The organism is Undibacterium hunanense (assembly GCF_014284335.1).
GTDB lineage: Bacteria > Pseudomonadota > Gammaproteobacteria > Burkholderiales > Burkholderiaceae_D > Undibacterium > Undibacterium hunanense.
This window is the reverse complement of record NZ_JACOGF010000010.1, coordinates 110,557-123,895: the sequence shown is the minus strand read 5'-3', so window position 1 is coordinate 123,895 and position 13,339 is coordinate 110,557. Positions and strand designations below refer to the sequence as shown.

13 protein-coding genes are annotated in these 13,339 nt (G+C 52.2%); 3 read left to right on the top strand and 10 right to left on the bottom strand.

Features of this window, described 5'->3' with window-relative positions; translation table 11 throughout:
* Positions 1 to 23 precede the first annotated feature (23 nt).
* Positions 24 to 146 carry a hypothetical protein gene (locus H8L32_RS28020; RefSeq protein ID WP_268977642.1) on the top strand — a complete coding sequence of 41 codons (123 nt, stop codon included), beginning with the start codon at positions 24 to 26 and terminating at the stop codon, positions 144 to 146.
* Here H8L32_RS28020 and H8L32_RS18890 read toward each other — a convergent pair.
* Positions 139 to 2,853: a TonB-dependent receptor gene (locus tag H8L32_RS18890; protein WP_186948821.1), complete on the bottom strand. Its 2,715-nt coding sequence runs from the start codon at positions 2,851 to 2,853 to the stop codon at positions 139 to 141. The genes H8L32_RS28020 and H8L32_RS18890 overlap by 8 nt on opposite strands.
* A 230-nt stretch (positions 2,854 to 3,083) precedes the next feature.
* Positions 3,084 to 4,037 carry a MurR/RpiR family transcriptional regulator gene (locus tag H8L32_RS18885; protein WP_230412305.1) on the bottom strand — a complete coding sequence of 318 codons (954 nt, stop codon included), beginning with the start codon at positions 4,035 to 4,037 and terminating at the stop codon, positions 3,084 to 3,086.
* Positions 4,038 to 4,350: 313 nt separating this feature from the next.
* Here H8L32_RS18885 and H8L32_RS18880 point away from each other — a divergent pair, with 313 nt between their 5' ends.
* On the top strand, positions 4,351 to 5,478 hold the full coding sequence (locus H8L32_RS18880) for a succinylglutamate desuccinylase/aspartoacylase family protein (protein ID WP_186948820.1): 1,128 nt from the start codon (positions 4,351 to 4,353) through the stop codon (positions 5,476 to 5,478).
* 13 nt (positions 5,479 to 5,491) lie between these two features.
* Positions 5,492 to 6,883, top strand: a complete 1,392-nt coding sequence (locus H8L32_RS18875) for a YfcC family protein (protein ID WP_186948819.1) — start codon at positions 5,492 to 5,494, stop codon at positions 6,881 to 6,883.
* Between the two features lie 20 nt (positions 6,884 to 6,903).
* Here the strand turns inward: H8L32_RS18875 and H8L32_RS18870 are convergent, their stop codons facing one another.
* The 8 genes from H8L32_RS18870 to H8L32_RS18835 form a co-directional block, all read right to left on the bottom strand.
* Positions 6,904 to 7,638: an AAA family ATPase gene (locus H8L32_RS18870; RefSeq protein WP_186948818.1), complete on the bottom strand. Its 735-nt coding sequence runs from the start codon at positions 7,636 to 7,638 to the stop codon at positions 6,904 to 6,906.
* A 14-nt stretch (positions 7,639 to 7,652) separates the two neighbouring features.
* A complete protein-coding gene (phnE, locus tag H8L32_RS18865; RefSeq protein ID WP_230412304.1) occupies positions 7,653 to 8,456 on the bottom strand; it encodes a phosphonate ABC transporter, permease protein PhnE in 804 nt (267 codons plus the stop codon).
* Positions 8,453 to 9,292, bottom strand: coding sequence for a PhnE/PtxC family ABC transporter permease (locus H8L32_RS18860; protein WP_186948817.1), 840 nt, complete (start codon positions 9,290 to 9,292; stop codon positions 8,453 to 8,455). Before H8L32_RS18860 ends, phnE begins: the two co-directional genes overlap by 4 nt.
* 5 nt (positions 9,293 to 9,297) lie before the next feature.
* Positions 9,298 to 10,134, bottom strand: a complete 837-nt coding sequence (locus tag H8L32_RS18855) for a phosphonate ABC transporter ATP-binding protein (protein WP_329605202.1) — start codon at positions 10,132 to 10,134, stop codon at positions 9,298 to 9,300.
* 47 nt (positions 10,135 to 10,181) lie between these two features.
* Positions 10,182 to 11,063: a putative selenate ABC transporter substrate-binding protein gene (locus tag H8L32_RS18850; protein ID WP_186948816.1), complete on the bottom strand. Its 882-nt coding sequence runs from the start codon at positions 11,061 to 11,063 to the stop codon at positions 10,182 to 10,184.
* Positions 11,064 to 11,189: 126 nt separating this feature from the next.
* Positions 11,190 to 12,221 (bottom strand): GGDEF domain-containing protein, encoded by a 1,032-nt coding sequence (locus H8L32_RS18845; protein ID WP_186948815.1) that lies wholly within the window; start codon positions 12,219 to 12,221, stop codon positions 11,190 to 11,192.
* Positions 12,221 to 12,832, bottom strand: a complete 612-nt coding sequence (locus tag H8L32_RS18840; RefSeq protein WP_186948814.1) for a chemotaxis protein CheC — start codon at positions 12,830 to 12,832, stop codon at positions 12,221 to 12,223. Before H8L32_RS18840 ends, H8L32_RS18845 begins: the two co-directional genes overlap by 1 nt.
* Entirely contained in the window at positions 12,829 to 13,194 is a 366-nt protein-coding gene (locus H8L32_RS18835) for a response regulator transcription factor (RefSeq protein ID WP_186948813.1), read from the bottom strand. Before H8L32_RS18835 ends, H8L32_RS18840 begins: the two co-directional genes overlap by 4 nt.
* Between the last annotated feature and the right edge of the window lie 145 nt (positions 13,195 to 13,339).

Genomic DNA, 13,339 nt, shown 5'->3' with positions numbered 1-13,339 from the left:
TCATTCAATTCATCACTATTGACATGAATTTAAAAAAAGGGACAACACCAAGTGCTGTCCCCGAACGCGCTGCTTTGGAAAAATTTAATTCATTGCTGATGCGGCTTTTTGTGCGTTATTTTTTTGGCTTATGGCGATTTATTTGAATGCATAGTTACCAGACACGTAGAAGAAGCGACCACGCGGATCGGTATAGCTGGGGTCATAACCGGCTATGAAGCTATACACCTGGTTGGAACGGGGTGGATTGGTGTCCAGCAGGTTTTTGATACCGGCACGCAGGCTGAATGCCTTGTTGAATTTATAGCTGCCGCTTGCATCCCACAAGACATAGGCAGGCACGTCACGGGTGCTGCCATCAGCCAGGGCGTTCTGGTCGTGATAACCCTGGTAGTAAGTCTGCTGCAGGGTTGCGCCCCATGGGCCACGGTCAAAGTCAAATGTCAGCGTATGTCTCCAGCGCTGTACCACCTGGGTGTCGGTATAAATACCGACGCCATTCACTTCCGGGCTGGCTGCCGTGTTGCGCGTCTTGTAGTCGATGACATAGGTACCGTTCAGACTGACATTGAATTTGCCCAGACTGTTTTCTGGCAGTTTCCAGTTGACGTTGACATCCACGCCTGAGGTTTTCAGTGAGCCAATATTTTTCACCCGGCCATCTACCGACAGAATGGGGCCAGGTATGCCAGGCAGGCTGGGGTCTGTGGCACCACGTATCGCATAGCCGGGATTGGACCTTGGGTCGCTGAAATAGGCACCTTCGTTGGCCAGCAGGGTGTCAGATTTTTCGATGCGCCAGTAATCCAGCGATGCAGTCAGGCTGCGGCTGGGTTCTATCACCATGCCGGCAGAAAATTGCTTCGATGTCTCTGGTTTCAGATTGGCAGTACCACCCTTGATCAGGTCAGGCTGTATGCCGCAGTAATCAGGGTTTTTGGTATTGTCAATATTGCCAACTTTGATGCAACCCAGCGGGTCATTGTAGATGCCACTGGTCTGGCCTGTGCGTGCGGGTTCATTGATGTCTGCCAGACTGGGCGCACGGAAACCGGCACTATACGAGCCACGTACCACGACTTCTTTCGCGGGCGTCCAGCGCAAGCCAAATTTTGGATTGGTGGTGCTGCCGACATCGTTGTAGCTGTCATGGCGCACGGCAGCCTGGGCTTCAAGGTTGCTGAGCAGGGGCAAGTTCAATTCGGCAAACAGGGCTTTGACGGTACGGCTGCCGCCGTAAGCTATTGCTGCACCATCACCGCGTATCTCACCGGCAGCCAGCAAGGCAGAGGGCGTGAATTCCAGTTTTTCACGACGGTATTCTGCACCTATCGCCAGACCGGCATTGCCGCCTGCCATGGCAAACAATTCGCGTGACGCCTTGATGTCAAAAGAATCGGTAGTAGCTCTGGACTGACGGGCTGCATCACTGATTTTTGCTGCATTCAGCAAGTTCGTGCCTTCCGTTCCCGATGGGCCGAAAGGATTGATTTTGCCAGTCAGGAAGGCGCTGTCAAAAGCCGATGTTCTGACATAACCATCGACATATTTATCATCGACCTTGCTGACGCTGTGATTCAGTGCCGTGTCATAGTCCCAGCCTGCCACCGTGCCTTTGGCACCGACCACCAGGCGTTGCGCAATGGCATTCACTTCATTGGTACGTGGGCCAGCTGCACTGAGGCGCAGGCCAACGCGCAAAGGTGTTTTGTTGCTAGTGATCAGGTCATTGGGATAGTAAATTCCAGTCACCGGATAATTCAGATTCGTCACCGTCAACGGGCTGATGCGGTAAGTGGTTTTGGTGTCACTGTGCAGCACTTCGGCAAACAGGGTGTTGTCGGCATCAATGGCAAACTGGGCACGGCCCAGCAGCGATGCACGCTGGGATTCAGGGAAGATTTCAGTGTCATGCATGTAGTCATACAGACAGGCTTTACTGCCAACAAAGCTGTCTGCCGCAAACACCGTGGCAGGTGGATTGCAAGTCGGGGCGCTAGGGTTCAGGCGCGAGCCGGTGGCGCCACCACTGGCCGTGGTACGGCGCACATTGGCTGGGAAGGTGTTGGAACTACCGACATCCAGATTGATGTCGGGCTGGTAGGCTGAACCTATCCATGAGCGCTGGGTCGCACGCAAGCTGCCAGTATTCTGAAAATTGGCTACGCCCATGAGGTTGTACCTGTCCTGGCTCAGATTGCCTATGCCACCAGACAGGCTGATGATCTTTTTGTCTGCACCACCATGCTGGGTATTGCCCGCATAGGCAGATATTTCTGCCCCCTGATAATCGGGACGGGTAATGAAGTTGATGACACCACCAATCGCATCGGCACCATAGATGGCTGACGCGCCATCTTTCAATACTTCCACACGCTGGATGGCGGCAGAAGGGATGGAATTCAAATCTACGCCAGATGAGGTGCCAGGCGAAGCAAAATTAGCCAGGCGGCGACCATTCAGCAAGATCAGGGTCGATGACACACCTATACCCCGCAGGTTGGCACCATTGAAACCACGTTGAGTACCACCGTTATCGCTGAAGCTGGCGCCGTCCGTCAGGCCCGCAGTGCTGGCAGATACTTTGCTCAATAATTCTGCCGCTGTAGTGACGCCGGATTTTTCTATCGATTCGCGACTGATGATTTGCACCGGCAAAGCTGTTTCTGCATCAATGCGTTTGATGGATGAGCCAGTGATTTCTATGCGTTGTGGTTTATTTTCTGGATTTTCAGCCTGTGCCCATGCGCCTTGCGGGGCCATGCTCAACATTGCCATGACGCTCAATGCAGACCAGGTTGCGACAGCCACTTTCTTGGGTATGGGCTGAAATGCTTGCTTTTTCGTTGCCATTGCCTTGCTCTCCTCGGGTTTTACAGAAATTTAAAAAAAGCATCCCCCTCAGGCACTCCGGGGAGTGACTGTGATGTGCTAATTTTTTGCTTGAGGAACCTCTGATTAAGTGTAGCGAGCGGCGTTAGTTTGACGCATTGACAAACACGGAAGCGCAGTCGTACGGCTGTACGGCGAGCATCGCAGGCTCAAAATAGCGTCGCGCAGTAGCTTGATCAGAGGTTCCTTATTTACTTCTTGGGTTTGGTGTTATCCGGCTGTGTATATTTGACGTTGTTGTCAGCGCTATGCAGATAGGCTGATATGGCTTCGGTCAGGCGCATGGCCTTTTCCACATTCTTTTTATTCGACACCATCATGCTGCTGACCAGGGCTTCGATCACCGCAATCGCTGCACTGGCACTGCTGGGCAAAACACCATGAGTGCTGGGTGCCAGCAGTAAATAATTACCCAGTTGTGCAATCGGCGAGGCAGGGGAATCGGTAATCGTAACGATGCAGGCACCGTGGTCACGCACAAACTGTGTAAGCTTGATGACATCCAGTGCATAGCGTGGAAATGAGATAACGATGAGCACATCTTTGTCAGAAATATTCGCCAGATGACCCGCCGCCACTTCAGTGCCACCGTAGCCAACCACTTCCACCACATGTGAACAGAATGGCTGCAAATGCAGGGCCAGCATGCCAGCCAGATGGGCACTCAGGCCAAAGCCCATGACATACACCGTGCTGGCCTTGGCGATGTGTCCCACAATCTGGTTCAGGCTCTGTTCAGACATGCCTTGGTTAGCCGCATCGATATTGGCCGCAGCAAACTGCATGCTGGTATGGGCGGGCGAGGGCGCATTCTTTTTTGCTTCTATGGTATTGCGCAGTTTTTCTACTGGCTGAAATACAGCCTGCACCACTTCTGCAATCTGGTTACGCAGGCCAGCGTAATTATTAAAACCCATGTCGCGCGCAAAACGGCTGATGGTGGCGGTTGATACCTCACATTGTTCGGCCATGTCTTCTATGCCCAGTGCCGTTACCTTGACCTGGTTGCGCAAGAGGAAATTGGCAATCCGTTTGTAGGAGACAGAACCTTCCTGCAACACCAGCATTAAAGATTCACCCAGCGTGGACTTGGCAAAGACCATTTCAGGTGAAGCAGATTCAACAGGGGTAGTTAATTTTTTCATGCGCATCAATCAATAAAACTGTCAGCAAAACTTTTTCGATGAATGAACTGTAGACCTGTTTAAAAATATTTTCAATACTATTTGTCGTTTTATTTTCATAAATGTAGAATATGTAAAAAATCGTTCATTTGTTTGCAGTGAGGAGCAGTTGTTACGGTGTTGTTTTTACGCTGCCTGTACAAACTGCGATTGAAGTAGCGGGAACATCCTTGGGATAAATCCTGCATGAGCCGGACCATATTCATGTAAATTCAGAATCAAATTGCGATTCTGTTTTTGGTTTTAGTATTACCAACAAAGAAAAGAGTTTTCTATGCAGATACAGCAACATGTCTTGCCCGATATCAGTAGCGGGACGGTGCGCGAATTGCGGAGTTTTCATTACGGCTCGTTTGGTCAATCGGGCCAGGGGCGCAAGGTGTATATACAGTCGTCTTTGCATGCAGATGAGATACCGGGCATGCTGGTGAACCATTACCTGCGTGAAATGTTGGAGCAGTATGAGAAAATTGCAGCCATTGCCGCAGAAATAGTGCTGGTACCCGTGGCTAACCCGATAGGGCTGGCGCAGGACATACAGGGTACAGCCTTCGGTCGTTTTGACCTGGCGACAGGCATCAACTTCAATCGTGGTTATCGCCACCTGACGCCACATCTGCTGCCTTTGCTGGAGGGCAAGCTGGGTGCAGATGCAAGTGAAAATGTAAAACTGATACGCCAGCAGGCACTTGCCGTATTACAGGAGTGGCAGCCGGACACCGCAACCGATCATCAAAAGAAAATCTTGCAGACCCTGGCTGTGGATGCCGACATCGTGCTGGACCTGCATTGTGATAACCAGGCTGTCATGCATTTATATACAGGGACACCTTTGGCAGATGATTGTATGCCGCTGGCAGCTTATCTGAGGGCGCAGGCGGTGCTGGTATCGGTATTGTCGGGGGATGATCCTTTCGACGAATCCTGTTCACGTCACTGGTGGGAACTGGCGCAACACTTTGGTACGGCGACGCCTGTTCCAAATGCCTGCCTGTCCATTACGGTGGAATTGCGTGGCGAAACCGAGGTCAGTCATGAACTGGCGCAGGCAGATGCCTTGGCTATCATTAATTTCCTCAGACATGCGGGTTATCTGCGTGGAAAAGCACCAGCCTTACCTCAGGCCTTATGCCAGCCTACGCCGCTGGAGGGTGTAGAGCCTTTGCGCGCCCCACATGCTGGCATCCTGGTATTTACCAGGGAAGCGGGTGATTACATCGAAGCAGGTGAAAAAGTGGCAGACATCGTTGATCCTGTCAGCGCACGGATGACGCCGGTATTGGCGACGGTATCGGGTATCTTGTTTGCACGTGTGGCCAGACGTTATGCCACGCATGGCATGCGCATCGCCAAGATTGCTGGCCCTGTTGCTTACCGTACCGGCAATTTACTGTCTTTGTGACCTGGAATCCATCATGCTGAAAAAACTCAGATTGCCGAATACCTTTGTTCTGTTATTTTCCTTGCTGGCCCTGATTGCGCTGGCTACCTGGCTGGTACCCGGTGGCAAATATGATACCCATGTGGTCAATGGCAAGACACTTATTGATCCTTCCACCTTTCACTACGTCACCAGCAATCCGCAAGGTGCAGTTGCCCTGATGATGGCACCGGTCAAGGGTTTTGTTGAGGCTGCACTGATCATAGGCTTTGTACTTATTGTCGGTGGTGCTTTTGCGGTTTTGCAAAAGACTGAAGCGATTGATGCCATGATCAAATCCGTGGCCAGGGCGCATACTCATTCCAGCCTGGTCAGGGCTGGTATCATTCCCCTGTTCGTGACGCTGTTTTCTTTGGGCGGCGCCACCTTTGGCATGGCAGAAGAAGCGATACCCTTCGTCATGATTTTCATCCCGCTGGCACTGGCGTTGGGCTATGACTCGGTCGTAGGCGTATCGATTCCCTTTATCGGTTCACAAGTGGGCTTTGCAGCGGCGTTTCTGAATCCCTTCAATGTGGGTATTGCGCAGGGAATTGCTGGCGTGCCCTTATTTTCCGGCATAGGTTTCCGGCTTGTTGCGTGGTTGCTGGCGACAGTGGTCACTATTGCTTTTCTCAGCTGGTATGCGGCACGCATCAAGAAAAATCCCATGCTCAGCCCAACTTTTGGAATTGATGAGGAAAAACGCAAAAATCTTAAAATCGATGAATTCACCAGTTTTACTGGCATGACCACGACTCACAAGGCTGTGCTATGTATGTTCCTTTTCACGCTGATCACCATGGTGGTCGGTGTAGTTAAATACAACTGGTATATAGAAGAGATTGCTGCCCTGTTCCTGGTCATGGCGATCCTGGTGGGTGTGGTCGGCAAGCTCAGTGCTGACAGTTTTGTAGAAGCTTTTATGCAGGGTGCCAAAGACCTGGTCACCACCGCACTGGTGATAGCCCTGGCACGCGGCACCATGATACTGGCACGTGATGCCAATATTATTGACACCATGTTGAATTTTCTCATGCCTTTCGTGCAGTCCTCGCATCCCATCTTTGCGGCACACAAGATGTTTGTGATTCAGTCTGTCATCAACTTTTTCATCCATTCCGGAAGCGGGCAGGCAGCATTGACCATGCCCATCATGGCACCGCTGGCTGACCTGGTCGGCGTGACCAGACAGACTGCCATACTGGCATTTCAGTTTGGTGAATTCACGACGCCGATGATACCGACATCCGGCATTACCGTCGGCGTGCTGGCGCTGGCGCGCATACCCTGGGCGACCTGGGCGAAGTGGATGATACCCTTGCAGTTATTGTACTTTGTCCTGGCACTGGCTTTGCTGGCTTTGTCTTGTGTAATCGATTGGTAAAGCAAGCCTTGAGAATCTGTTTATTCTTCATCGGCCAATAACTGTTCCAGCCGCTTGGGATAATTGTTGAGAAAGTCACGGGTCACTGCAAAGTGTTCTGTGTCCTCATAACTGGTTTCCGTGATGCCGCTGCCGTCAAACTGATAAATTTTTGCGTGGGGGTAAGACAGCAGTATCGGTGAATGAGTGGCGATGATGAATTGCGAACCATCCTGCACCAGTTGATGGATGGCGCTCAGGGCGGCCAGTTGACGGTTGGGTGACAGCGCAGCTTCGGGTTCATCCATCAGGTAAAGGCCATTTCCTTCGAGCTTGTTCAGCAACAGCGCCATGAAAGATTCGCCATGTGAACGCGCATGTAGCGAACCGCCATAACCACCTGCATAGCCGACTTCATCCATGTAGGTAGCAATGTTGAAAAAACTCTCCGCCCGCAAGAAATAGCCATCGCGTGGTTTCTTGAAGCTTTTGGATAGTCGCAGATTCTGATGGAGCGAAGATACCGACTCTGTCGTGCGATGCGCGACATTCTTCGTGCCGCCTTCCTGCCCATAACCCAGCGCCATGGCAATCGCTTCCAGGACCGTTGATTTGCCGGCACCGTTTTCGCCGACGAAAAAAGTCACATCAGCATGAAATTCCAGCGCGTCCAGTTCCCGTACTGCCGGGATGTGGTAAGGGTAACTGTCAAAATCAATGACAGCATCATCGCGCATGCTGATGCGTTGCAGATAGGGTTTGGCGGATAGGCTCATGAAGTCATTTTAATCTAATGCATGAGCCAGCGCCGCATTGCGAAGCTCAATGCATCCACCATGGCGACCAGTATCAGCATGGCGATGATGACCGTGGCGGCGGTTTGCATCTGGAACAGTGACAAATGATACTTCAACATCTGCCCCAGTCCACCGGCGCCGACCACGCCGAGTATGGCTGCGGCGCGGATGTTGTTTTCCCAGCGGTACAGGGTATAAGACAGCATTTGCGGCAGGCTTTGTGGCAACGTGGCATACATAAAGGCATTGATGGCAGACGCGCCGTTCAGGCGCAAGCTGGTCTCTGCCTGCGGCGCGGCGTTTTCCAGTACTTCAGCAAACAGGCGGCCAAGTACGCCTGTGGTATGGGCGGCCAGTGCGATAGTGCCAGCAAATGGACCCAGACCGGCGGCAATCAGCATGATGGATGCCCACACCAGTTCGGGTATGGCGCGCGCTACATTCAGAAATAATCGCGTACTGCTTTTTGCAGTCTGGCCAAAACGACCGCTGGCTGGCAATGCCAGAAACAGGCCAAGGATGGCAGCAATCAATGTACCCAGTGCCGACATGGCCAGGGTCTCAAAAGACGCCAGGACAGTTTTGTGGAGTAGGGCAGGACTGACGTCAGGCGGTGCGAAGCCTTGCAGGAATTCCCATGTTTTGCCAGCGGCATCGTCACTGAACAGGGCGCGCCATTCCATGTTCAGACTGACAAAGCTGGCCACGACCAGCAAGATGATACCTGTGCTTAATGCCAGCTTGAGCGGGGTGAATAGCGCCGGTGCGACTGGCATGTTGTTATCATGCGTATTCATGCCAGAGCCTTGCGGAACAATTTGCTGGCCAGGTCGGCGATGCCGACCAGCAGGACGAAGACCAGCAGCATGGTCGATACTTCAGCGCCGGATAACATTTTCATCGATTCATCCATACGCTGCCCCAGGCCGCCAGCACCGACAAAACCCATGACGACCGAGCCACGTATGGCACATTCCCAGCGATAGATGGTGTAGGAAATCAGTTCCGGTGCGGCATTTGGCAATGCCCCGTACAGAAATGCCGTCAGGCGGCTGCTGCCGTTCCTGAGCAGGCTGTCAGTGGCGTGGGCATCATTGGCTTCCAGTATTTCTGCATAGACCTTGCCCAACATGCCCGCATAAGTAAGGGCGATGGCAAATACACCAGCAGTTGGCCCCAGCCCCACCAGGCGCACAAACAGCAGGGCCCACACCAGTTCGGGCACACTGCGTAGCAAGACCAGCTTCCAGCGCACGATCTGGCGCAACAGCCTGGCCATGCCATGCATGCGTCCGCTGCCTATGCGTGAAATCGATAAATGCTCATTGACGATCAGGGTCATGGGTATCGCGCCCAGCAAGGCCAGTGTCAGGCCTGCCGTGGCAATGGCGATGGTTTGCCAGGTGGCTTCCAGCACGATCAGTAAAAACTCTGTGGAATGTGCAGGTGGAAAAAAGCCGGACAAAAAACGCCAGGTCGCCCCCAGGCTTTGCGCATCAATCAGTTGCCAGGGTTTGAATTCAGTGACCAGCAGCATGGGCCAGAGTAGCACCAGCATACACAGCGTGGCTGTCACCCGCATGCGCCAGGCAGGATCATGCGGTATATCAGCAGGGCTTGTCTGGTGTGTCATCGTGCTTAAAAGCAGCGAGGTGCATCAGCAAAACCGGGCGAGCCAGGCTGGCTCAGTACCGCTACATCCAATGACTGCTGAGGATTGCCCTCATTCCCAGTATTACGATAGAGGTCAGCGAGCATCTGATCATCCACCTTGTCGCTGTCGAACAGAACTTTGCCGGCACGCAGGCCGATGATGCGCGGGAAGTGCAGGCGTGCCAGCTCTACCTGATGCAGGCTACAGATCAGCGTCGCATTGCGTTGTTTTGCTTCCTGCTGCAGAGTGTTCAGAGTTTGCAGGGCCAGCGTGGGGTCTAGCGCAGACAGGGGTTCATCTACCAGCAAGAGGCTGGCATCGGACAATAACAGGCGTGCCAGGCCACAGCGCTGGCGCTCACCACCAGACAGTTTATCTACCCTTGCATAAAGCTTGTGTTGCAGGTCAAAGCGTTGCAAGGCTTGCCAGGCAGCCAGTGGGTCTGTGGGTTTGATCAGATTACGTAGTGCCTGCGTCAGCGTCCAGCGTGGCAGGCGACCAGCCAGCACCGCCGTGACAACGCGCTGGCGTGCCGGTAGTGGCGGTGTTTGTGGCGCCAGGAACAGATGACGGCGCAATACATGACGTGCCGTATGCGACAGTGCCCAGACATCCTTGTCCATGAACTGGAATTGACCACTTGCTGGCTGATGCGCCGCAGCCAGGGTATGCAGCAGGGTAGTTTTGCCCGCACCGGATGGGCCTATGATGGCAATCTGTTCACCCTGTGTCACTGCCAGATCAATATTCTCAAGAATATGTTGCTGCTGTCCTTGCCCTGCTCCTGTTGGTGCAGCCTGGGCTGCACCGGGAATAGCCACGCTTAACTGTTGTAAACGTAGCTGTGCTGCCCTCATTGTTACCGGCATTACTTCAGCAGGCCGGCATTATGCGCTGCCGCTTCGATGGCCTTGTAGTTGTCAGCCTTGGTAGGGATGAAGCGTGTTGCGCGTTGCAGATCCAGGATTTCCTTGTCTTGTGGATTGGCTGGATCAAGGTTCAGGAAGGCATCGGTGATCTTCTTGCGCAAGTCTGCAGGCATGTCGGCACGTACTGACCAGTTATAGTCAAAATAACCTGGGGTGGTGTAAAACACGTGCACCAGTTTGGTATCGACCTTGCCCTGCGCCAGCAGTTTTTCCCAGACTGAAATATTCAGGGCGCCTGCATCTACCTTGCCGCCCGATACCGCAGCCACAGTCGCATCATGCGCGCCAGAAAAGGCGATGCGTTTCATGTCCGTGTCAGGGTTGATCTTCGCGGCCAGCAGATAGGAACGTGGCATCAGATGGCCGGAAGTGGATGATTCGGATCCAAAGGTAAAGGTCTTGCCTTTCAGGTCTTCCAGTCTGGTGATGCTTTTGTCGGTGGTGATGAACACTGATTTGAATTTTTCATCTTCTTCACGCTGCACCAGTGGTATGACCTGGTCTTTGCTGCGGACTTTGGCCTGCACGAAAGTAAAGCCACCAAACCAGACCATGTCGAGTTTTTTACTGATCAGGCCTTCGACCGAAGCTGCATAATCGGTGACGGGGATGAACTCCACTTTCATGCCCAGTTTTTTCTCCAGCAGTGCGCCCAGAGGTTTGAATTTACGTTGCAATTCTGTTGGGGCTTCATCGGGTATGGCAGATACGCGCAATACTTGCTGTGCACTTGCCAGGCCAGAAAAAGCCAGCAGACCGGCAGCGATCAGGTGATGCATAGTGCGACGTGCAGGAGAAAATACTGAAAATGATTTACGCATTCTGGTGCCTTGTTGGTGGGTGCGGTTTAACCAGTCATCAGCAGGCAAAAACCTATGCCAGGAATTGACAAGCAAGAAAAACCTGATCGAAATTAAGCCGGACTTACAACATTAAACATCAAGCAATTAGTTCAGCAGGCCTTCGTCATGACTATCGCTGGGTTCCATGGTGCTGGCTGATGACACCTGAAAATCTTGTAATGGTAAATAGTAACTTTGATTACGGCCTGTTTTTTTCGCCTGATATAAAGCAGCATCCGCGCACTTCAGCAGCAAGTGCTGGTCTATATCCGGATGTTTGTGGTAATTGCTGAAACCTATGCTGATACTGACGCGATCGCCGACACGCGAGTTGATGTGCGGTATATTCAAGTCCCAGACAGCGCAACGCAGTTTTTCTGCAAATTGCATGGCCAGCTCGGGTACCATGTTCGGCAGTATCAGTATGAATTCTTCCCCACCGAAACGTGCCAGCACATCGGTGGCCCGCAGCAATTGCTTGCGCAATGCGGTTGCCACCTGTATCAGTGCCTTGTCACCGGCCACATGGCCGTAGCTGTCGTTGTATTCCTTGAAGAAATCGATATCCAGCATGAAAATGGATAACGGCACATTGTGACGTACGGCATGGCCCATCGCAATTTTGAAATGTTCATCAAAGAAGCGGCGGTTATAGATACCGGTCAGGCTGTCGGTGGTGGCTTCGCGCTTCAATGCTTCGGAATGGGTGCGCAGGATTTTCTCGCGCTTGATTGAGGTAGAGGAATCGCTGACCTGTATCAGGCATAGCCTGCTGCCATCGTCTGCATGGAGTGGCGTAATGGTGATGGACTGGTGTATGCGCTTTTTTTCCTCGTCGTGCTCAACCCGCTCAAACAGTGGCAGCGGAGAGCGATGCAGGGCATTCGACAGGACAACAGGCAGGCCGTAATTCAGGGTATTGCTGATGGCATTGAGGATGGCGCGACTGGGCAATTCTTCAAAAACTTCTGAAATATGGCGGCCCAGTGCCTGCTCTGCGACAACGCCGCTATGTCTTTCTATCCAGCCGTTCCACATGCAGACATGTTGTTCTGCATCGACCAGTATCAGACCAAGGCTGATGGAGTTCAAAATTTGCTCCACAGCGACCGGGCTGGTGGACAAGAACTGCACCATCAGGTTTCCCCCAGGAAACGTTCTATTTGAGTGATCAAATCAGCCAATGAGGTTGAGCTGAGCAGGAAAATCAGATGGCCTTCGGAATGCCTTCTTTCTATCGTCAGGTCTATATGCAGCAGCAAAACATAAGGTTGTTCAAGATCATCACTGACACGCCGGAAGATTTCTTCCGTGGTGGCGACCGAATAATCGGGGAGGGAACAACTGAGCGGTATATTCAGCATATCTGCCATCGCCGACAGGCAGGCATTGAGTATGATGTTGCCCAGCTCGCACATGGCTTCCTGTTCGAACTCTGCCAGGTCTTCGATACTGATCTGCGACCCCATCATGTCGCGCACGATTTCCAGTGCATGGGATTCGGTGAACAGGAGTATGGCGTCAGCTTCAAACGTGCCGCTAAAGGTTTGGTGGACGGCACCAAACTTGTCACTTTGCATGCCCATGATGGACACGTCAATCTCGGACGACTTGCGAATTTCTACCGAAGGAACCGACAGGCGAACTTCTTCGCCGACGATATCGCTAAGGCTGGCTGCTGCCCTGCCAGCGCCGACATTGAAAACTTCACTCAGTGCATCAAGATGAAGTTCAGTCAGAGTGTTCATTGACCGCTCGCGAAATAATTGAGGACGATGGTGATCGATTTTTCAGTAACGGGCTTGGCCACGAAAATACTGCCTATGGAATTGGCCCGTGTCTGCATGCTATCTTGCACGTTGGCAGAGAAGATGGCAATACGAATATGTGGGTGGTCTTTTAAAATTTTCTCTGCGGCATCAGTTCCCAGCATGCCAGGCATGTTGATGTCCATGGTGCAATAGTCTGGCTTGTTTTCGTTGACGGATTTCATCGCCTCTTCGCCAGTACTGGCTTCGATGATGTCCCAATCAGGCTGCGCTGCCTTGACATGGGCACGTATGACCATGCGTGACACTTTGCTATCATCAACAATTAGTAATTTTTTCATAATATTTTTTTATGCAAACAAATGCACCCATTGATAGTGAGTTGCAGCTCAATTTCATTTTACCTTACCGTAATGAAAATTGAGTGGTCAAGATGTTCAATAAATGTTTCCTCGGTGGTATTTGCACAGCTTATTTTGCACCGCT

Coding starts and splice junctions, on each gene's coding strand:
- H8L32_RS28020 (WP_268977642.1), top strand. CDS start 24: ATGAATTTAAAAAAAGGGACAACACCAAGTGCTGTCCCCGAACGCGCT.
- H8L32_RS18885 (WP_230412305.1), bottom strand. CDS start 4,037: ATGAAAAAATTAACTACCCCTGTTGAATCTGCTTCACCTGAAATGGTC.
- H8L32_RS18870 (WP_186948818.1), bottom strand. CDS start 7,638: ATGAGCCTATCCGCCAAACCCTATCTGCAACGCATCAGCATGCGCGAT.
- H8L32_RS18850 (WP_186948816.1), bottom strand. CDS start 11,063: ATGCGTAAATCATTTTCAGTATTTTCTCCTGCACGTCGCACTATGCAT.
- phnE (WP_230412304.1), bottom strand. CDS start 8,456: ATGAATACGCATGATAACAACATGCCAGTCGCACCGGCGCTATTCACC.
- H8L32_RS18875 (WP_186948819.1), top strand. CDS start 5,492: ATGCTGAAAAAACTCAGATTGCCGAATACCTTTGTTCTGTTATTTTCC.
- H8L32_RS18880 (WP_186948820.1), top strand. CDS start 4,351: ATGCAGATACAGCAACATGTCTTGCCCGATATCAGTAGCGGGACGGTG.
- H8L32_RS18890 (WP_186948821.1), bottom strand. CDS start 2,853: ATGGCAACGAAAAAGCAAGCATTTCAGCCCATACCCAAGAAAGTGGCT.
- H8L32_RS18840 (WP_186948814.1), bottom strand. CDS start 12,832: ATGAACACTCTGACTGAACTTCATCTTGATGCACTGAGTGAAGTTTTC.
- H8L32_RS18845 (WP_186948815.1), bottom strand. CDS start 12,221: ATGGTGCAGTTCTTGTCCACCAGCCCGGTCGCTGTGGAGCAAATTTTG.
- H8L32_RS18835 (WP_186948813.1), bottom strand. CDS start 13,194: ATGAAAAAATTACTAATTGTTGATGATAGCAAAGTGTCACGCATGGTC.
- H8L32_RS18860 (WP_186948817.1), bottom strand. CDS start 9,292: ATGACACACCAGACAAGCCCTGCTGATATACCGCATGATCCTGCCTGG.